The 19,767-nt window shown below is 32.0% G+C and carries 23 protein-coding genes; all 23 read right to left on the bottom strand.

What is annotated here, in order from left to right; genetic code table 11:
* Positions 1-10: 10 nt before the first annotated feature.
* The 23 genes from J5E45_RS01255 to J5E45_RS01145 all read right to left on the bottom strand — a co-directional run bounded on the left by J5E45_RS01255 (position 11) and on the right by J5E45_RS01145 (position 19,249).
* Positions 11-2,071, bottom strand: a complete 2,061-nt coding sequence (locus J5E45_RS01255) for a DNA internalization-related competence protein ComEC/Rec2 (RefSeq protein WP_232785865.1) — start codon at positions 2,069-2,071, stop codon at positions 11-13.
* Positions 2,072-2,225: 154 nt separating this feature from the next.
* A complete protein-coding gene (locus J5E45_RS01250) occupies positions 2,226-2,687 on the bottom strand; it encodes a ComE operon protein 2 (protein ID WP_017724623.1) in 462 nt (153 codons plus the stop codon).
* 85 nt (positions 2,688-2,772) lie between these two features.
* Entirely contained in the window at positions 2,773-3,495 is a 723-nt protein-coding gene (locus J5E45_RS01245; protein ID WP_237282753.1) for a helix-hairpin-helix domain-containing protein, read from the bottom strand.
* 48 nt (positions 3,496-3,543) lie between these two features.
* The gene (locus tag J5E45_RS01240; protein WP_107549095.1) at positions 3,544-4,260 is read right to left on the bottom strand and encodes a class I SAM-dependent DNA methyltransferase; all 717 of its coding nucleotides are present in this window, start codon (positions 4,258-4,260) and stop codon (positions 3,544-3,546) included.
* Between the two features lie 2 nt (positions 4,261-4,262).
* Positions 4,263-4,616 carry a ribosome silencing factor gene (rsfS, locus tag J5E45_RS01235; protein WP_039069608.1) on the bottom strand — a complete coding sequence of 118 codons (354 nt, stop codon included), beginning with the start codon at positions 4,614-4,616 and terminating at the stop codon, positions 4,263-4,265.
* The gene (gene yqeK / locus J5E45_RS01230) at positions 4,617-5,201 is read right to left on the bottom strand and encodes a bis(5'-nucleosyl)-tetraphosphatase (symmetrical) YqeK (protein ID WP_101049476.1); all 585 of its coding nucleotides are present in this window, start codon (positions 5,199-5,201) and stop codon (positions 4,617-4,619) included.
* Positions 5,191-5,763, bottom strand: a complete 573-nt coding sequence (nadD, locus tag J5E45_RS01225) for a nicotinate (nicotinamide) nucleotide adenylyltransferase (protein WP_039069610.1) — start codon at positions 5,761-5,763, stop codon at positions 5,191-5,193. The genes yqeK and nadD overlap by 11 nt, the downstream gene beginning before the upstream one ends.
* The gene (gene yhbY, locus J5E45_RS01220; protein WP_039069611.1) at positions 5,763-6,053 is read right to left on the bottom strand and encodes a ribosome assembly RNA-binding protein YhbY; all 291 of its coding nucleotides are present in this window, start codon (positions 6,051-6,053) and stop codon (positions 5,763-5,765) included. Before yhbY ends, nadD begins: the two co-directional genes overlap by 1 nt.
* Positions 6,054-6,064: 11 nt before the next feature.
* Positions 6,065-6,862: a shikimate dehydrogenase gene (aroE, locus tag J5E45_RS01215; protein WP_069792170.1), complete on the bottom strand. Its 798-nt coding sequence runs from the start codon at positions 6,860-6,862 to the stop codon at positions 6,065-6,067.
* A 12-nt stretch (positions 6,863-6,874) separates the two neighbouring features.
* Positions 6,875-7,981 (bottom strand): ribosome biogenesis GTPase YqeH, encoded by a 1,107-nt coding sequence (yqeH, locus tag J5E45_RS01210; RefSeq protein WP_069792171.1) that lies wholly within the window; start codon positions 7,979-7,981, stop codon positions 6,875-6,877.
* On the bottom strand, positions 7,982-8,509 hold the full coding sequence (locus J5E45_RS01205; RefSeq protein ID WP_069792172.1) for a YqeG family HAD IIIA-type phosphatase: 528 nt from the start codon (positions 8,507-8,509) through the stop codon (positions 7,982-7,984).
* Between the two features lie 15 nt (positions 8,510-8,524).
* Positions 8,525-9,211 (bottom strand): 5'-methylthioadenosine/S-adenosylhomocysteine nucleosidase, encoded by a 687-nt coding sequence (gene mtnN, locus J5E45_RS01200; RefSeq protein WP_069792173.1) that lies wholly within the window; start codon positions 9,209-9,211, stop codon positions 8,525-8,527.
* A gap of 229 nt (positions 9,212-9,440) precedes the next feature.
* Entirely contained in the window at positions 9,441-10,673 is a 1,233-nt protein-coding gene (locus tag J5E45_RS01195) for an NRAMP family divalent metal transporter (protein WP_069792174.1), read from the bottom strand.
* 3 nt (positions 10,674-10,676) lie between these two features.
* Positions 10,677-11,435: a 5-oxoprolinase subunit PxpA gene (pxpA, locus tag J5E45_RS01190; RefSeq protein WP_208181475.1), complete on the bottom strand. Its 759-nt coding sequence runs from the start codon at positions 11,433-11,435 to the stop codon at positions 10,677-10,679.
* Positions 11,435-12,793 carry an acetyl-CoA carboxylase biotin carboxylase subunit gene (locus J5E45_RS01185; protein WP_039068285.1) on the bottom strand — a complete coding sequence of 453 codons (1,359 nt, stop codon included), beginning with the start codon at positions 12,791-12,793 and terminating at the stop codon, positions 11,435-11,437. The genes pxpA and J5E45_RS01185 overlap by 1 nt, the downstream gene beginning before the upstream one ends.
* A 23-nt stretch (positions 12,794-12,816) precedes the next feature.
* Positions 12,817-13,257, bottom strand: a complete 441-nt coding sequence (locus J5E45_RS01180; protein WP_069792176.1) for an acetyl-CoA carboxylase biotin carboxyl carrier protein — start codon at positions 13,255-13,257, stop codon at positions 12,817-12,819.
* A gap of 2 nt (positions 13,258-13,259) precedes the next feature.
* Entirely contained in the window at positions 13,260-14,258 is a 999-nt protein-coding gene (locus tag J5E45_RS01175; RefSeq protein ID WP_101049485.1) for a 5-oxoprolinase subunit C family protein, read from the bottom strand.
* A 1-nt stretch (position 14,259) separates the two neighbouring features.
* Positions 14,260-14,982: a 5-oxoprolinase subunit PxpB gene (pxpB, locus tag J5E45_RS01170; protein ID WP_080750291.1), complete on the bottom strand. Its 723-nt coding sequence runs from the start codon at positions 14,980-14,982 to the stop codon at positions 14,260-14,262.
* A gap of 296 nt (positions 14,983-15,278) precedes the next feature.
* Positions 15,279-15,755: a transcription elongation factor GreA gene (gene greA / locus J5E45_RS01165; RefSeq protein ID WP_017724640.1), complete on the bottom strand. Its 477-nt coding sequence runs from the start codon at positions 15,753-15,755 to the stop codon at positions 15,279-15,281.
* 27 nt (positions 15,756-15,782) lie between these two features.
* Positions 15,783-16,406 carry a uridine kinase gene (gene udk / locus J5E45_RS01160; protein ID WP_039068289.1) on the bottom strand — a complete coding sequence of 208 codons (624 nt, stop codon included), beginning with the start codon at positions 16,404-16,406 and terminating at the stop codon, positions 15,783-15,785.
* The gene (locus J5E45_RS01155) at positions 16,406-17,674 is read right to left on the bottom strand and encodes a peptidase U32 family protein (RefSeq protein ID WP_069792178.1); all 1,269 of its coding nucleotides are present in this window, start codon (positions 17,672-17,674) and stop codon (positions 16,406-16,408) included. Before J5E45_RS01155 ends, udk begins: the two co-directional genes overlap by 1 nt.
* Positions 17,675-17,687: 13 nt before the next feature.
* Positions 17,688-18,611 (bottom strand): peptidase U32 family protein, encoded by a 924-nt coding sequence (locus tag J5E45_RS01150; RefSeq protein WP_039068291.1) that lies wholly within the window; start codon positions 18,609-18,611, stop codon positions 17,688-17,690.
* Positions 18,611-19,249 carry an O-methyltransferase gene (locus J5E45_RS01145; RefSeq protein WP_039068292.1) on the bottom strand — a complete coding sequence of 213 codons (639 nt, stop codon included), beginning with the start codon at positions 19,247-19,249 and terminating at the stop codon, positions 18,611-18,613. Before J5E45_RS01145 ends, J5E45_RS01150 begins: the two co-directional genes overlap by 1 nt.
* Between the last annotated feature and the right edge of the window lie 518 nt (positions 19,250-19,767).

Raw genomic sequence — 19,767 nt, 5'->3', positions numbered from 1 at the left:
CTACTTAAAATCATTGATTTATCTCAGTATTTATAGTTAGTTTTGACTTCAATTTTATAGTTACCTCTCCATATTCACTTGATTGAAAAACTTGTGCTCCCAATCTTTTTAACTTGGCTATAATTTCTTGATTAGGCAGATGATAATGATTTTTCTTCCCTACAGATACTAGACAAATAGTTGGTCTTATTTTTTGTAACAATTCATCACTAGTGCTTGTTTTACTGCCATGATGGCCTACTTTTAATATATTTATCTTTGGTAATTTATATTTGCGTAAAAGCAATTGTTCATTATTAATGGTAGCATCTCCCATAAATAACATTTTTATTTTATTATATTCAATATAGGTAATAATAGACTGCTCATTTAAATCCTCTGAATGATTAATAGTTGAATCAAGTAAAGAAATATTTGCCTTACCTAGTTTAAATCGTTGTATATTTTTAAAATCGATAAGTTTTACATGATTTCTTTCACATTGTTTGATTAAAAGTTTTAGTTTATTTTTCTCAAAACTTCTTGTATTTATGATTATATTATTTATCTTATACTTAGTTATTAAATAACTTAATTCTCCCATATGATCAATATGAGGGTGTGTAATAATAATATAATTTATAGTTTTAAGTCGGTGCTTTTTTAATGTAGGGATAATATGATATTTAGCAATATTGTGATTTTCTTTTATGCCTGACTGCATCAATTTTCCACCAGTATCAATAAGTATGCTTTCGCGTTTATTTGTCTCGAATAGAAATGCATCACCTTGCTTCACATTTAACATTGTTAATTTATAAGAATTGTCGTGAGGTATTATTGTAGAAATGATATATAAAATACTCACGGTTATGATGAAACAGGTATAATATTTGTGAACTAACAAAACTAGTGCTATAAAAACAGTTATAAAAGTTAAAGTAGTATATAGTTCATTAAGTTCAGGAATATACCATTTATAAATATTCACATGTATAAAAAGACCCATGACTAGATCATGAATCGACATCAAAAAATTTAGGAGCTTAATAAAGAAGCTTAGTTCAAATGGTAAATGTATGAGGAGGAATATAAAAATAACATACGGAAACAAAATAAACGTATAAAAAGGTACAAAAAACAGATTACTAATTATACCAATCCATTGAATATGATTAAAATAAATCGCACTTATTATAAAGGAGCCGAGTTGTGCAATTAAAGATATATATATGGTTTTTTTAACCCAATGAGCATTTTCTAATATTGGAAGAGCAAACAAAATAAAAAATGTAATGAGAAAAGAGAATTGAAAGCCTATATGATAAACAAAAGGAGGATAAAACGAAGTCATCAAAACGAACGCTACAGATAATAAATTAAGCGCATTTCTTGCAAGTGATTTAGATAATAATATTAATAAGAGACAAGTCATGGCCGCTCTTATTGCACTCGGCGCTAAATCTGTATAAAACACATACAATGGTAAAACAACACAAATTATTGATTTTACGATAACTATTGGACATTTTATAGGTTTCAACAAAAAATAAATTATACTTACTAACGCCCCTATATGCGTTCCGCTAATGGCTAATAAATGGTATATACCAATTTCTTTATATTTCTCAATATCGTCATCACTAATTGCTGTTGTATCTCCACTTATAAGTGCTATAATTTTGCCCGGATATTTAATTTGAAAATGTTTAAGTCGATCTAATACATACTGCTTATGGTAAGCTAATATATTTGAATAAGTAATTTTGGAATTACTACAACTATCTAAATCTATATTATTTATAAAAAGTGAAAGTTGGCTGTAAGGGTGATTGTTCAACGACTGAATTGTAGTATCGATATAGCATTTTTGTCGAACAATTTTTGCTTGAATTTTACCAACGTTTTTACTTTTTATTCGATAATAATATTTAAATGTACGTTTTCCTATTTTAACTTTTCCTATTAACTTTTGATTGTTCAAAACTGGCTTATTTGTAAAATAAGCTTGTGTATGTATGGTTTGCTTCGTTAAAAAAGTTCGTTGTTCAATCGTAACTTTTAAATGGTGCTGAAAATAAGAAGTTGACAATACTGGTATTAATAGAATAAATAGTATTTGAAACCATTTTAACCGTTTTCTTACAGCGATTAATATTATGATTATAAAGATCAACGTCGACAGTAATTTGACATGTAGCCATAAAATACCAACTAAATATGCTATTGCATAAAAAATCAAAAAGTTATTGATTCATTAAGTATTGTGCTACATGTTCTTGGTTGAAAGGAATTTTCGTATGTTCGATACCTGATTGATCTAATAGTTTCAACGCATAATCATGATTATGATAATCTTCAGCGTAATAAATTGTTTTAATCCCTGCTTGTATAATTGATTTCGTACAATTTAAACATGGAAAATGCGTGACATAAATTGTTGCGCCGTCAGTTGACACTCCTTGTTTGGCACATTGCAATAATGCATTCATTTCAGCATGTATCGTACGTATACAGTGGCCATCTTCTAGTAAACAACCTTCATCAATACAATGAACTTCACCCGATACAGACCCATTATATCCTCCAGCTATAATTCTATTATCCTTTACAACAGTAGCACCTACTGACAAGCGTTGACATGTAGAACGTAATGCCAACAAATGACTTTGTGCCATAAAATATTCTTCCCATTTAATGCGATCCATGATGATAGCCCCCCGTATTATGATTAAAATATAATTTCGATTTAATTATAGGTTAATTTGTATCATTTAAAAATGCAACAAAAACTTAAACCACAAAAAAATCACTTATTCTTTCTAGCGTCTTTGTACCTATGCCTTTAACTTCTTTTAATTGCTCTACTGATGCAAAGTTTCCATGCTGTTCTCTATATTCAATAATAGCTTTAGCCTTGGTTGGGCCAATACCATCAACACTTTGCAATTGAGTTTCGCTAGCACTATTTAAGTTTATTTTCTCTTGTTGGCTATCGTTCAATTCAGTTTTCAAAGCTAGCGTTTGGCCTTGGCGAAGGTCATTAGAATTACGTAAACTGTTGGTATTTGCCGCTACAATTTCTCCTTTTTTTGGAATATATATAACTTTTTGATCTAACAATTTTTCTGCAAGATTAATTGTTGATAGATCTGCATTATCCAAAACTTGTGCTTTATCTAACAGCTGTTTAACTCTATCTGTACGTTTCATCTTATAAATATTAGGGTGTTTAACCGCACCTTTTATATCTACAATAATAACTTCATTTTCGGATTTCTGTAGTTTTTCTTTGCGGTTCATATTAACTTCAGCTTTTTCAGATTGTAGTTCATTACCATCTTTATTTATCTTGTTAATAGGTATTGATGAAACTTCATTTAACTCATTATTATCCATATGAATGAACATATTGCATAAATAAATGATTACCAATAATGAAGCAATCGAAATAACGCTAAATAAAATTTTATTTTTGCTAATAATTCCTTTCCATCTTTCCCATTGTGAAAACATAAAAATCACTCCTTTATACAATACACGTACAAAGGAGTGATTTTACTTTTATTTTTTTACAATGAAGAACAAGCGATGTCCCTCAGCATCATGATTATCAATTTCAAAATCTACAAATGTCTGAATATGCTTAAAACCTACTTGTGTTAGCATGTCATTGTACTCTGTTTCTAAATAAGTACGCTGATAATGTGATTCATCAAATCGACTATATTGATTATCAGATTGTTTAATGAAAAATGACATATCATGCCATACGCTTAATGGTTCCTCGCCTTTAATAGCTTCCCATCCAAGAAAGATATCTTCCGATTCATCAACATAGCTTTGATTGTTAAATAAAGTATCCATTTTAAAACTTGTGTGTACATCAAACATAAATACACCATTATCATCTAAATGTTCGAAAACACGTTTGAAAGTAGCAACAACATCCTCTGTCGTTGGCAGATAATTTAATGAATCACAAAAAATAGTGATAACATCAAATGATTTGTTGAGTTGAAAATCAGTCATATCGCCTTCTAACCAATTAACATGATTTGATTTTTGTGCTGCTATTGCAAGCATATCAATACTAAGATCCATACCAGTCACTTGTTTAAATTCATTGAACAAAGATGTTAAATTGCCTGTTCCACATCCTATATCTAAGATAGAACCTTTATTTTCTGCAAAATAATTTACAATTTCTAACCAAGATTCATAGGGTTGATCAAGCGTTAACTGATCATAAAACAAGCTCATTTCTTCGTATTGAGACATGACTAATACGCTACCTGTCTATGTGATTCTAATGGCGCGTCTCTATATAATTTTTCAATGTTATAATAATCTCTTTCGTCCTTGTGAAAAATGTGTACGACTACATTTGCCAAATCAATAAGAATCCATCTCGCTTCATTAAAGCCTTCCATACGCTTAACTTCAATTTCTGCTTCGTTAGCTGCGTCTTTAACTGCGCGTGCAATTGATTGAACTTGTTTTTCATTATTTCCGTGACAAACTACGAAATAATCTGTCATATCGCTGATACCTTTCATTTTTAATGAAATAATATCTTCTGCTTTTTTATTCTCTGTTGCTTCGACAGCTAGCTTTAATAACTGATCTGATTTCATCTAATCATCCTTTACTCTTTCGTCACTGTAATTATAATAATTTAAACATGCAATCGTAGCGTCATATACATTAATATCTTTATTAATTAAATACAACACTGTTCGCTTAGATATTTCATATATTGTTTTATCTAAGCTACCTTGATTGTATGCTAAATCTCTAATTTCTTCAACGCCTGGGGTCTGACGGCCTGGTTCTATATAATCAGCAATAAATACAAGTTTTTCGGTTTTCGTCATTTGAGCACGGCCAGTCGTATGGTTTTTAATGGCAAGTAATACCTCTTCATCCTCAACGTCGTAGTGTTCTTTCATAATTATTGCGCAAACTGGACCATGTAGTATTTCAGAACCGTAACTTAATAAATTACGATCTAAATTATGTTGAGTAACAATTTGATACATTGAACCTAAATCATCGTACTTACAATAATCATGTAAAATACCTGCAAGTTCTGCTTTATCTTTGTCACCATCATAAATATCTGCTAATTTCACAGCTGTTTCTGCTACTCTTAATGAATGATTAAACCTTTTTTCAGGCAATTTTCCTTTAACGATTTCAACTGCTTGGTCAATTTTCATATAATCCTTCCTCTCGGATATATTGCTCAACACTTGGAGGAACTAAAACTTGAATGTTCTTATTAGATTTTATTCTATCTCTAATTAATGTTGAACTAATATCAATACGTGGGATTGTAACTGATATCATCCCTGAATCAACGCTTTGTTGCGACTTTTCTCTGTTAACAATTACAAAAGTGATAAGCGTTTTCAATTCATCTATTTTATACCACTTATCTAGTTGATTATACTGGTCTGTGCCAATCACCAAATATATTTCAGCCTTTGGGTTTTCTGATAATATAGAACGAACAGTATCAAATGTATAGCTCTGTCCCTTTCGCTCTATTTCGTCTAGATAAACTTCGCCGAATCCAAGTTCTTTAATAACATTATGAATCATTGTTACCCTATGATTTGCGGCTAAATAATCATCATGAACCTTTAAAGGTGACATATAACTTGGCAAAAAATAAAATACATCCGGTTTAATGACATCATTAACTTCACTAGCCACTACCATGTGGGCAAGGTGAATCGGGTTAAACTGCCCACCATATATTACGATTGATTTTGACATTATGGTAATTGAATTTGCTTATTGTCTTGAGATTCTTTATACAACACAATCATAGACCCGATTACCTGCACAATATCACTACGTGTTGCATCACTTAAAGTTTGTGCTAAATCATTTTTATCTTCAAAATTATTTTGTAACACATGTATTTTAATTAATTCTCTATTTTCTAAAATATCTTGAAGTTGATCTACCATATTATCATTTATACCGGCTTTACCTATTTGAAAAGTTGGGTCGACATTATGGGCTTTACTACGTAAAAATCTTTTTTGCTTACCTGTTAACATAATTAACTCCTTTATAAATGCTTTAAAACTGCCTCTTTCATAATTTGGATTTGAGGTAGTTCATTAGTCCATATTTTAAAACTTTCTGCGCCTTGATATACAAACATATCAAGACCATTGTGAATGGGATTTCCTTTCGCTTCTGCTATTTCTAAAATAGGCGTTTTAAAAGGTACATACACAATATCACTAACTAAAGTTCGCGAATCTAAATTATCTAAATTTATAACTACTTCCTTATTTTCATGCATACCAGCAGGTGTTGTATTGATCACAATATCAAATTCATCTAGTGCTTTTTCAGCTTCTTTTAAAGTAATTTGGTTCACATCTAAATCCCAATTTTCAAAACGTTGCAAAGTCCGATTGGCAATTGTTAATTTAGAGTGTACATGCTTAACTAATTCATTTGCAATACCTTTACTTGCACCGCCCGCACCTAAAATTAATATATAGGCATTTTCCAAATCTGGATATACTTGTTTCAACCCGGTTACATACCCAATACCATCTGTGTTGTAACCAATCCACTTGTCATTCACGATTTTCACCGTATTCACGGCACCAACTGTTTTAGATTGCTCATCTATTTCATCTAAATATGGCAAAATATTTTCTTTATGAGGAATCGTCACATTAAATCCAGAAAGTGCTTTTTCATCAATAATTTTTTTGATTAAATGAAATTGATCTTCCGGTATGTTAATTGCTTCATAAGATGATGGAATGTTTAACGCGTCAAAATTTGCATTATGCATAATTGGGGATAATGAATGTGCTATTGGATTACCTATTACCGCATATTTCATGTTTATTCCCCCTTACATTATTGAATTTCTTAATATTACATCAACATTTTTAGGTACGCGAATTATAACTTTAGCACCTTCATCAATTGTAATAAACCCTAAACCAGAAATCATCACGTCGCGTTTTTCTTTTCCAGTTTCTAACCTTACCGCTTTAACATTTTGTAAGTCAAAGTGTTCTGGGTTATTTGGTGGTGCAAGTACATCACCTAACTGATTACGCCATAACTCGTTTGCATTTTCAGTTTTAGTGCGATGAATATTTAAATCATTAGAAAAATAACAAACCAGTGGGCGTTTGCCACCACTTATATAATCAATTCGTGCTAAACCACCAAAGAATAAAGTTTGCCCTTCATTCAATTGATATATACGTTGTTTAACTTCCTTTTTCGGCATAATTGTCTTAAGTTCATTCTCAGTGACATAATGCGTCATCTGATGTTCTTGAATAACCCCAGGTGTATCGTACATGAAAGAAGTATCATCCAATGGAATATCAATCATATCTAATGTCGTACCTGGAAACCTTGAAGTTGTTACTACATCTTTTTCACCAACACTGCGTTCAATTAATTTGTTAATAAGTGTTGATTTTCCGACGTTTGTTGTACCTACAATATATACGTCTTCATTATTTCTCAATAAATTGATTGAATTTAACAACTCTTCAATTCCATCATTTTTTTCAGCAGAAATAAGCACCACATCATCAGCTTCTAAGCCATATTTTCTTGCGGTCTTTTTCAACCATTCTTTCACACGACGCTTATTAATTTGTTTAGGCAATAAATCAATTTTATTGGCTACTAAAATAATCTTTTTGTTACCTACAATACGTTTAATTGCATTAATAAATGAACCTTCAAAGTCAAATACATCAACAACATTGACAACAATTCCACTTCTGTTAGCTAAGCCATTAAGTAATTTTAGGAAGTCTTCACTTTCTAGACCTACATCTTGTACTTCGTTGTAATTTTTCAATCTGAAGCATCTCTTACAAATGACATCCTCGCGGTATAAATTATGTTCTGGTACATAACCCGGCGCATTTGGATCTTCAGCTTGTAATGGAGCGCCACAACCAATACATTTTAATATTTCAGTTTCAGCCAATCAGTTTTCCTCCCATGTGATATAACCTTTTTTTCTAAAATGTTGTAACAATCTTCGCTCGATTAACCGGTTGAACTTTGTTATAAAACCATCTGTTTGTTTAACAGGGACAACCATAATTGTAAATAGACCTCTTCTATTACCACCAAAAACATCTGTTAGCATTTGATCCCCTATTACTACAATTTCAGAAGGTTTCAATTTCATTAATTTTGAAGCTTGATTAAATGCTCTACCTCTTGGTTTTTTTGCTTTAAATATATAGTCAACTTTTAATGATTGTGAAAAACTTCCGACACGTTGTTTATTGTTATTAGAAACAATCGTCACTGTGATGCCTGCTTCTTTCGCTTGTTCAAACCACTGTTTAACAGCTTCTGTAGGATCAGCTACATCCCAACCTACGAGCGTATTATCTAAATCTGTAATTATACCTTTAACACCAGATGCTGCAAGTTTTTCAATATCTATTTGAAATATAGATTGAACATATTCATTTGGCATAAAATAATGCTTTATCATACCCATTTTATTTTCACCTTTTTATATAGTTTTAATTAAGCGTTCCACGATTTCACTTGAAGATATTGCTGCTTTTTCTAAAAATGCTTCAAATGTAATACCAGCATCGCCATCTGCTAAATCCGAAATTGCTCGAGTAATGATGAATGGCATGTTAAATTGATAACAAGTTTGTGCAATCGAAGTAGCTTCCATTTCTGCTGCCATAGCTTGTGGAAAGTTTGTTTTAATTACCATTCGTTGTTCACTTGTCCCAATAAAACTATCGCCACTAACAATCAAACCTGTTTGGGCTTTGATTTGTTGTTGCTCAATAGCTTCTGTTGCTTTGTGTATTAAATCTTTATCTGCCACAAATTGTGCTGGCATTTGTGGAATTTGTCCTAGTTGATAGCCAAAAGCTCGTGCGTCAGCATCATGATAGGCTACCATATCACTTACGACGACGTCTCCTACATTTAATGTTTTATCTAATGCACCGGCAGAACCTGTATTAATGATTAGATCAGGTTTAAATTGATTGATTAATAATGTAGTTGAAATCGCTACATTCACTTTACCAATACCACTTTGTGTGAGAATTATGTCTTTACCTTGTAATTTCCCTTTATAAAAAATTACATGCGCAATTTTAAGTTCTTCTAATTTTTCTATTTTATCTTTTAAGATTGCTACTTCTTCTTCCATAGCACCTATAATACCAATCACATTCATTCACCTCGTCTTAAAATCCTAGCCTTAGTTATTCTACCACATTTAGCGTAATAGCTCGATATTAGTTCTATGTTTTTATTTGAACTTTAAATATTCAATTCATTATATATTTCGATTGTTAATCTAAATTATTTCTATCACATTTAATTATTATATTTTCAATAGTTAAAACCCTGTAAGTATCCGTCAACGACTTTACTTACAGGGTATATAAAATTATTTATTAACTACCAAATAATTCAGTTAGTCCTTGTAGTGAAAACACCCCAGTGACAATAGTTACAACAACTGCAACAATACCGAAAATCAGCATCCATGTTGGGTGTTTATAATCTCCAACAATAGATTTACGTTTACTAGCAATCAATATTGTACCTAATGTAATTGGCAAAATCAAACCATTTAACGCCCCTGCAACAATTAATAATGTTACAGGCTTGCCAAGTGATAAGAAAACTAAAGTTGAGATAACAATAAAAATAATTACTATAATATTTGTTTTATTATACACTGATTTGTGAAGTGTTTTTAAGAACGTAGCACTCGTATACGCAGAACCAATGACTGAGGACATAGCTGCAGCAAATAATACAATACCAAAGATATTACGTCCTATTGGTCCTAAGACATGTTCAAACACAGAAGCTGGTGGATTTTCTGAGTTTAATGTTACGCCAGTAACTACTACACCTAACACTGCTAAAAATAGTAATGTCCTTAAAACACCTGTCGTTAAAATACCTGAGATGGCTGCTTTGTTTACAAATGGTAAATATGCTTTACCTTGAATACCTGAGTCTAATATTCTATGTGCTCCTGCAAAAGTGATGTAACCACCAACAGTTCCGCCGACTAAAGTAATAATAGGTAATACTAGTGCAAGCGGTTGTTCTGGCATTACTAAATGCTTAGCCGCTTCAGCATAAGGTGGATTAGCTTTAAACATAACAAAGGCTACTACAATAATCATTAATACACCTAAGAACATTGTAACTACATCCATAATTTTCTGTCCGCCTTTACTGATAAAAATGCCAATTGACAAAACGGCGGTAATGGCTGCGCCAATTTTAACATCTAACCCAAATATGGCATTTAATCCCAGCCCAGCACCAGCGATATTACCAATATTAAATGCGAGGCCACCTATTGCGATAAGAATTGAAATAAATGTCCCTAGTCCATTGAATATTTCATTAGCTATCTCTTGTCCACGTTTTCCGGTTACAACTAGCACACGCCAAATATTAATTTGTGCACCTATATCAATAATTATTGATAACAAAATTGCAAACGCAAAACTTGAAGCAAACTGTGCAGTAAAGACAGCAGTTTGTGTTAAAAATGCTGGCCCTATTGCGGAAGTCGCCATTAAAAATACTGACCCTAATAGTAGTCTTTTATGATTCTTAGTAAACTTAAATTCTTGCTCATCTGACTTTAATTTATCCCCCATAATTTAGCCCTCCAGCCTTGAAATAGAAATACCTTCTTTCGTCAATCTTTCTCTTATTTGCGATACAAATTCAAGCGCATGCGCACCGTCCCCATGTACGCAAATAGTATCAGCTTCTATATCTATTGTATTGTTATTTTTGGTAATAACTTTTTGTGATTTTACCATATTTATAACCTGTTCGATAGCTTCATTTGCATCTGTAATAAGCGCATCAGCATCTTTTCTACTTACAAGTTGTCCATCATCTTCATAGCGTCTGTCAGCAAAAACTTCTGAAGCAGTTGTTAGCCCTACTGATTTAGCTTCAGATATAAGCAGTGTATTTGAAAGTCCAACAAACACCAGTGATTTATCAAAGTCATAAACTGCTTGCGCAATAGCTTGTGCAATAGCTTTATCTCTTGCCCCCATTTGATATAGTGCACCATGAGGTTTTACATGGTTCATTGAAACATCATGTATTTTACAAAATCCATAAAGCGAACCTAGTTGATAAACTACAATATCATAAATCTCTTTCGGTGTAATGTCCATATTTCTACGACCAAATCCTTGCAAGTCCGGTAAACCTGGGTGTGCACCAATTCCAATGTTATGTTTTTTTGCGAGTGTTATCGTTTGGTTCATAACATGTTGATCACCTGCATGAAAACCACAAGCAATATTTGCAGATGTGATTAGCGGTATAATATCTTTATCTCCACCAAAAGAATAATTACCAAACGCTTCGCCTAAATCACAATTTAAATCTACTTTCATTATGTTACCTCCTTAATGATTTGATGCCTATCTAAAAACTTGATATCTACTTCTTCAGCATTCCCTTCTGCGTATAAAGGATATGATAGTACAGCATATAGAAAATCAGCAGTAGTTGTAAACCCATCTATAACCATTTCATCAAGCGCGACTTTTAATTTTTTAATCGCTAATTGGCGGTTCGATGATTTAACAATTACTTTAGCAACTAACGAATCATAATTAGGAGAAACTGTGTAACCATGATATAACAAACTATCTACCCGAATATTAAATCCTTGGGGTAAATGTAAAGCTTGAACAGTACCTGGCGAAGGTTGAAATTGCTTTTCTGGGTTTTCAGCATTAATTCTAGCTTCGATTACATGACCATCAAAAATAATATCTTCTTGATTAAATGGTAATGTCCCGTGTTGCATCAAATAAAGTTGCGCTTGTAATAAATCACGATTTGCTCTCATTTCAGTTACAGTATGTTCTACTTGAATTCGTGCATTCATCTCAATGAAATAGTACGCATCTTTAGTAACTAAATATTCTATAGTACCAGCACTTCTATAGTTCGAAGCTTTTGCGACCTTAACTGCGTCTGAACACATTGATTCTCTCATTTCCTCAGTTATGGCTGCACACGGTGATTCTTCAATTAACTTTTGGTTTTTCCTCTGTACTGAACAATCTCTTTCCCCTAAATGTATGTAATTCTCGTTTCCATCACCTATCACTTGAACTTCAACATGTTTTGCAACTGGTATAAAGGCTTCTACATAAATTCGATCATCATCGAAATATTTTTTTCCTTCACTTCTTGCCTCTTTAAAAGATTTAGTTAGCGTATCTTCCGATTTAACAATTCTAATTCCTTTACCACCACCACCACTAGCAGCTTTCAATACGAGTGGATAGCCAATTTCTTGTGCAATGTTTTGCACTTCTTCAATTGATTCTACAGCTTTAGTTGACCCAGGAATAATAGGCACCCCTGCGTTATCGACAGTTTGTCTCGCTGTAATTTTGTCCCCCATCATTTCCATTGTTTTTTGCGTAGGACCTATAAAGTAAATATCATTATCTTCCACTTTTCGTGCAAAAGAGGAACTTTCTGATAAAAATCCATAACCAGGATGAATCGCATTCGCGCCAGTAATTTTAGCTGCGCTTATAATTCTATCTTGATTTAAATAACTTTCTAATGGATTAGCTTCTCCAATGCAAACTGCTTGATCCGCTAAACTGACATGCAAACTTTTCTCGTCACCTAGAGCGTAGATAGCAACTGTTTCAATATTAAGTTCTCTACATGCTCGAATAATTCTTACTGCTATCTCACCTCTGTTTGCAATTAAACAACGATACAATACAAACACCCCTTTTTTAAAACTTATTTCACTTTTATAATTTGTTGGTTATATTCAACATTAGATCCATGTTCCACAAGAATTTCGTCAACCACGCCAGAAACATCACTTATCACTTCATTTAAAACTTTCATCGCCTCTATATAACCAATCGTATCTCCTTTTTTAATTTCGTCACCAATATTTATGATTGGATTAGTTAACTCTTTCTCATCTTGCAAGAAAAATGTTCCGACCATAGGTGATTTGACTGTCTGGTAACTTGATTCATTTGACTCATCATTAGATGTATCATTTGAATATGATTCACTTGACTGATTCGATGGTTGATTTGAAACAACATTATTAGTTACACCTTCTGTGAAATCTATGGATATTTCATGTTCAAAATCTTTATATGTGAATTTCTTAACATCATTTGTTTTAACTAATTTAATTAATTGTTCTACTTTTTCTAAATTCATTATTATTCTCCTTTAAGCAATTTATTAATACGATTTGAAGTCATTCTCAGCTGAGATATATCAAAAATAGGTGATTTTAATACTTGTTTTTGTTTTTTATTAAATTCTTGTTCTTTTTGTTTTAATTTCTCTGTAGCTGCTTCTACCGTTATCCATTCAAACTTGATGGTTTCATTAGGTTTTTTCTGTGCAAGAATCGGTAAATCAGCAGCACACACTGTTGCAATTTTAGTATAACCACCCACTGTTTGTTTATCATTTAATAAAATAATTGGATTACCATCATTCGGGACTTGTATACTACCCAAAGCTAAAGGTTCAGAAATGATATCTGCAGATTCTATTGGTGCAATATTTTCACCTTGTAAACGAAAACCCATACGGTCTGATTTTTCTGAAATTTCAAAGTTTTCGTTTACTAACTTTTGTTTAGCTTCATCACTAAAACGCTCTATTTGAGGACCTTCTATTATATGAATTAATTCTTGATTTAACGTATCAACTGGACAACTCAAACCTATCCGCTCTGTGTACATTTTATTTTGTTGACATGTGATTACATCAGAAGACTTTAATGCTCTGCCATGATAGCCACCTATCTTACTTCTAGTATGTGTTGAATAACTATTGGCTACTTTTGGTATTTCGAGTGGGTTCCCGAACAATATATATCCTCTTGCCCCATCAACAACTGAACCTATTTTTAATTCATCACCCTTCTCAACAAAAATAACTGTTTGATGAGAGATAGCTTGATCGTTTAATGTTGCTTCAAAATGCCCACCTGTTAACACAAATGTATTATCGTTTAGAAATTGTATTGTCGGCCCAATTATCGTGAATTCAATGGCCGGTCCTTCATTGCCTATTAATGTATAACCTATTCTTAAAGCATAAGTATCTAGTGCACCAGCTGTTGAAAAACCTTGGTCTTGATAACCAACTCTGCCTAAATCTTGAACTGTACTAAATAAACCAGGAGTTAATATTTTAATACTCATACTATATATTCACCCACTTTGCAATTTCAAAATCATCTTGTAGTTGTGACTGTTGTATATGCTCAAATGTTTCTTCATCAATTGAATAAAACTTAATTGTATCTCCCGAATTATATAAACACATTGGAGAACGATTAATATCGAATACTCGAATTGGTGTGCGACCAATTATCTGCCATCCTCCCGGTGATTCCTTTGGATATAAACCAGTTTGATTATTAGCAATACCTACTGAACCAGAAGGTATACTTGTTCTTGGTTCCTGCCTTCTTGGAGTATGTAATTGTGGATTCAAACCTCCTAAAAATGGAAAACCAGGCATAAATCCAAGCATGTATATTAAATATGTATTATCTGTATGTAATTGCACAACTTCTTCTTCTGATAAATTATTATATGAAGCAACTTCACTTAAATCTTGACCATATGCTCCACCGTAAAGTACAGGGATATTGATTTGCTTAGTTTCCCTCTTTGTATGCGCTTCCAATTCATTGTCTGATTGATCCAATTTAAGTTCTTTAACTACTTGTTGAACATCATATTGTGTAATATCAATATTAAGCATAATTGCTCTATAACTCGGTACTATATCTATAATTGCAGGGTGTTTTTGATTTTTAATATGGTTTACTACTTGTTGAACTTTATTAAAAGTATCTAGATCTATTTGTGCTTCAAAGTAAATCATTATTGCTTGCTCATTTATTAATTTATACTCCAGAAACGTAGCCTCCTTTATGCTTTCTACAATTAATTTTAAATAAAAAATTAATTATGAGATTAACATTGCTATTATATCACTTATTTTAAATTCTTGTTTAATAGCAAATAATTATCAACTATAATAATAAATACAAATACATAAAACCTTAATATTCAAGTATTCAACAGAGCTGGTTTTTATCATTATTATATAAATTTTATTTGAAATCATTTTACTGAAATAGCTCGAAATACTTCAATATATTTTAAGTACCCCCCAACATTTAAAACTTTGTTAGGGGGTACTTAATTATATTATTTAATATTAACAATTTTTACGTTGATTTCTCCACCATTTGGTAGCGGCACGCGTACTTCATCATCTAATTTTTTACCAATCAGACTTTTTGCCATTGGTGATTCATTAGAGATTTTTCCTTTAAACGCATCAGATTCTGCAGAACCTACAATTTGATATTCTTCTTCTTCATCGCCTGGTAATTCTACAAAAGTTACTGTTTTACCTAACTGTACTTGGTTATTATCACCGTTATCTTCGATAATAAGTGCATTACGTAACATGTGTTCTACTCGTTGGATATCTTGTTCAATAAAACCTTGCTCATCTTTGGCTGCATCGTACTCTGAGTTCTCTGATAAATCACCGAAAGAACGCGCAACTTTAATTTTTTCAACGACTTCAGGTCGTTTTACAGTTTTTAATTCTTCAAGTTCGTTTTCTAACTTTTCAAATCCTTCTTGAGTCATTGGATATTGTTTTTGATTTTCCATTATGTCATCTTCCTTTACATATAAATACTATTGTTTACTTACTAATGTTTGAATCTTAGTTGTCATTATATCGATCGCTACTTTATTACTTCCACCTTCTGGAATAATAATGTCTGCGTACCTTTTTGTAGGTTCTATAAATTGATTATGCATTGGTCGAACTACATTTAGATATTGATTGATTACAGAATCCATTGTACGTCCTCTTTCTTCAGTATCTCGAAGAAGACGTCTTAATATACGTAAATCAGCATCTGTATCGACATAAATTTTTACATCCATTAAATCTCTTAATGTTTTGTTTTCAAGTGCAAATATACCTTCTACGATAATAACATCTTTTGGCTCAAATGCAATCGTTTCATCGCTTCTCGTATGATTTGTGTAGTCGTATGTTGGCACTTCAACTTGTTTACCATTTCTTAAGTCAGTTAAATTTTCAATTAATAAATCATTATCAAAAGCAAAAGGATGGTCATAGTTGGTTTCTAAACGTTCATCAAAAGTTAAATGTGATTGGTCTTTATAATAATAGTCTTGAGCCAATAGTGCAACACTATGGCCTTCTAAATTTTTCATAATTTCATTTGTGACTGATGTTTTACCTGATCCAGACCCACCAGCTATACCGATTATTGTTGTACTTTTCATTATCCAATTTCCTTTCTCATCATGTTATTTGCATAAATTGGATGATTAACTTTAATTTGCACAATTTGTAATGGGTGACGGGCAGCATCAAGTTTATTACCCTCTTCGTCATAAATTGTATCTACAACTTGTCGAAAAGTCTCAATTTCTGGGCCGAAAAATTCTATTTCTTGCCCAGGTTCAAATTTATTTCGTTGTTGAATCGTTGCAATCTTAGTTTTCTCATCATAATCTAATACTAATCCACAGAAGTCATAAGCTGAATTTTTCTTATTCTGGTGTCCAAACATCTGCTCTTCATAACCAGGAGTACCTTTTATAAAAGCAGAAGCTGTATCTCTATTGGCACATTTATCTAATTCAACCAACCATTCCGGTTTAATTTTGAAATTTTCAGGATCGTTTGCATAAGCATCAATCACTTTTCTATATACCGAAACAACGGTAGCAATATAGTGAATCGATTTCATGCGTCCTTCTATTTTCAAAGAATCAACGCCAATATCCATCATATTAGGAATAGATTCTATTAGCTTTAAGTCTTTCGGGCTCATTGCAAATGGTGTGACTTCCTCATCACCATAATATAGATCTAGTTCTCCATCAGATTCCACTTGCAGTAAATCATAATCCCAACGACAACTTTGACAACAACCACCTCTGTTTGAATCTCTTGCAGTCATATGATTACTTAAAGTACATCTCCCCGAATAAGCAATACACATAGCTCCATGTATAAATGATTCAATCTCGATATCTACTTTCTCTTTCATCTCTTTCATTTCCATTGCGCCCGTTTCACGCGCTAATACAACTCTGTCTAAACCTTCTTCTTTCCAAAATTGGACTGCTTTATAATTCGAAAGAGATTGTTGGGTGGATAGATGAATTTCTAGCTCTGGCGCGACACTTTTACAAGTCTCAATAATTAGCGGATCTGCAACAATAATCCCTGTGACACCCACTAAAGCTAAGTCGCGTAAATAGTCATCTAAACCTTCCATGTTTTCATCATGAGCGATTATATTTGTAGTAACATAAATTTTAGCACCATAACATTGAGCAAATTCTACGCCTTCTTTTATTTCTGCTAATGTAAAATTATCTGCATTTGACCTTAAACCATAAGCTTGTCCTCCAAGAAAAACAGCATCTGCACCATAATGTACGGCGATTTTCAGTTTTTCTAAATTTCCAGCTGGTGCAAGAAGTTCAGGCTTTTTCATTTTAGGTTTATTTTGAATGTTAATTTCTTCTAAAATTTTCACTGTTCAACCTCCATTAATATACTGTTTGTTTATATAAGAAACCTTCGTCAAATGGGCGATGTTCTGGTTGTATTGCTTCAATAGGGTCAACTAACATAAATTTTTCGTCTTCATATGCTTCAGAATCTTCATTATACAAATCAATGGCTTCTCTATATTGCTCTGTACATATATTTATATACTCTTCTGACTGTAATATACCATCTATTTTTAATGAATCTATACCAGCTTCTAATAGGGGTTCTAATTCTTCTATTAAACATATATCATGTGGAGACATAATATGCGTCCCATTATAATCTTCGAACACTGGATATTTGTTATCACGTTCTTCGTCATATAATAATAGTTCATCAGCTGCTAGATTACGTTCAATTTTTAATTGTCGTTCTTGGAAAGTGTAATAGTTGCCTAACAACATACGCTTAGACTGGAACATACATGTCATACCGTGTACTTGTACCTCAATTTCCACATTTGCATTGGCTTTAATATTTAGTATTTCTTCTAAATTCAATTCTCTTGCTAACTGTGCACGTTTAGCACCTTTTTTACCCCAGTAATTACACTGAAAATAATTTGTCACTAACGTTTCAGCATCCCAATTAAGTGGAATTGGATTATCGTGCTTTTTAACAAACATAATTACAGCGGGGTCACCAAAAATAATGCGATCAACGTTGATTTCGTGCAAAAACTCTATATAAGATTCAACGGCATTAAGATGGTAATTATGAAATAGCCCATTTACTGCTGCATAAACCTTTTTATTATTATTGTGCGCCAATTTAACAGCTTCTCTCATGGCTTCTCTATTAAATTCGCCTGCAAGCCTCAGACCAAATTTCTGCTCGCCTATCACAAATGCATCAGCGCCTTTTTCAATTAATATTTCAATATGTTTAACAGATTTGGGTGTAACTAATAATTCTGTCATTATGATTCTCCTTTAATTGAAATTGCTAAACCATCATCTATGTTTAAAAAATTAGTTGTGTAACCTTCATGATTGATTAACCATTCGTTATACTCTATAACTTTTTTAACCATTTGGCGTACATTACGTGTGCGTACTACCGATATATCAGAAACGAAACCGTGGTATAGAACATTATCTGTAATGACGACGCCACCATCTTTTAAAATTGGAGTATAAAGTTCAAAGAATTTCTTCGATTGCGCTTTTGCTGCATCTATAAATATCATATCAAATGTACGATCATTCACATTATCGAACTGTTCTAATGCATTACCTTCCACCAGTTTCACTTGTTTATTAAACGCATATAAATCTATATTTTCTTTCGCTTTATTTATCATTTCTTCGTCACGTTCTATTGTCGTTACATGAATTTCTTTAGATATCGAAGCAAATTGCATTGCGCTATATCCGATAGCGGTACCAATTTCCAATATGTTAATAGGTTTATGTAACCTGATTACTTGTTTTATCATTTCAAGTGTTAGTCGGTCTACGATTGGGACACTATTTTCCTCGGCAAACGTTCTAAGAGTTTCTATATTTTCATCTGTTTGCTTGTGTAAATTTAATAAATAGGATTGATTATTATCCATTTCTTCATAACTTCCTTTGTTGTAAAATCATACTTTGGATTCAAGCAATAAAATAAATCAGTCACTTAATGACTGATTAAATAATTTAAACAAAATATTAAATCCTAAATTCAATTTGCGTATTTAATTTTAATAATGATTCACTATAAAACTTTTTCTTTTATGTATGTACGCACAAATTTAACTTTATATATTTTATCACAAACGCATAAAGAATATAAGTGTAAAGTCATAGTGAATACTAAATAAGCAAAAATATATTTGAAAATCCGGTATAAATATAACTAGTTTTAATTGAGTTTAAAATTGAAATTTCTATTGAAATTGAAGTCGTTTTAGAACATTAATATAAAAAGCATCCCTTCTCAAATTATGTACGGATAATTTTATTATACGAAACTTCATAATTCCTTGTATTAAAACACATAATTTATTATCGTGCTGATATATGAAGGTACAGTATTAAGATTAAATTACAGACTCAACTTATACGCTCAAACTAAACCCTAAACAAGCAT

The sequence above is a fragment of the Staphylococcus shinii genome, assembly GCF_017583065.1.
GTDB classification, from domain to species: Bacteria; Bacillota; Bacilli; order Staphylococcales; family Staphylococcaceae; genus Staphylococcus; species Staphylococcus shinii.
This window is presented reverse-complemented; position numbering and strand designations above follow the sequence as displayed.

Excerpts from the sequence above, each read along its gene's own strand:
- J5E45_RS01205 (WP_069792172.1), bottom strand. The coding sequence starts at position 8,509 with ATGGGTATGATAAAGCATTATTTTATGCCAAATGAATATGTTCAATCT.
- aroE (WP_069792170.1), bottom strand. The coding sequence starts at position 6,862 with ATGAAATATGCGGTAATAGGTAATCCAATAGCACATTCATTATCCCCA.
- J5E45_RS01250 (WP_017724623.1), bottom strand. The coding sequence starts at position 2,687 with ATGGATCGCATTAAATGGGAAGAATATTTTATGGCACAAAGTCATTTG.
- yhbY (WP_039069611.1), bottom strand. The coding sequence starts at position 6,053 with ATGTTAACAGGTAAGCAAAAAAGATTTTTACGTAGTAAAGCCCATAAT.
- J5E45_RS01245 (WP_237282753.1), bottom strand. The coding sequence starts at position 3,495 with ATGTTTTCACAATGGGAAAGATGGAAAGGAATTATTAGCAAAAATAAA.
- J5E45_RS01195 (WP_069792174.1), bottom strand. The coding sequence starts at position 10,673 with ATGGGGGATAAATTAAAGTCAGATGAGCAAGAATTTAAGTTTACTAAG.
- J5E45_RS01240 (WP_107549095.1), bottom strand. The coding sequence starts at position 4,260 with ATGTCTCAATACGAAGAAATGAGCTTGTTTTATGATCAGTTAACGCTT.
- J5E45_RS01150 (WP_039068291.1), bottom strand. The coding sequence starts at position 18,611 with ATGACAGAATTATTAGTTACACCCAAATCTGTTAAACATATTGAAATA.
- J5E45_RS01175 (WP_101049485.1), bottom strand. The coding sequence starts at position 14,258 with ATGAGTATTAAAATATTAACTCCTGGTTTATTTAGTACAGTTCAAGAT.
- rsfS (WP_039069608.1), bottom strand. The coding sequence starts at position 4,616 with ATGAAATCAGATCAGTTATTAAAGCTAGCTGTCGAAGCAACAGAGAAT.
- pxpA (WP_208181475.1), bottom strand. The coding sequence starts at position 11,435 with ATGAAAGTAGATTTAAATTGTGATTTAGGCGAAGCGTTTGGTAATTAT.
- greA (WP_017724640.1), bottom strand. The coding sequence starts at position 15,755 with ATGGAAAATCAAAAACAATATCCAATGACTCAAGAAGGATTTGAAAAG.
- udk (WP_039068289.1), bottom strand. The coding sequence starts at position 16,406 with ATGAAAAGTACAACAATAATCGGTATAGCTGGTGGGTCTGGATCAGGT.
- nadD (WP_039069610.1), bottom strand. The coding sequence starts at position 5,763 with ATGTCAAAATCAATCGTAATATATGGTGGGCAGTTTAACCCGATTCAC.
- yqeK (WP_101049476.1), bottom strand. The coding sequence starts at position 5,201 with ATGAAAATTGACCAAGCAGTTGAAATCGTTAAAGGAAAATTGCCTGAA.
- J5E45_RS01145 (WP_039068292.1), bottom strand. The coding sequence starts at position 19,249 with ATGGATAATAATCAATCCTATTTATTAAATTTACACAAGCAAACAGAT.
- J5E45_RS01180 (WP_069792176.1), bottom strand. The coding sequence starts at position 13,257 with ATGAATTTAGAAAAAGTAGAACAATTAATTAAATTAGTTAAAACAAAT.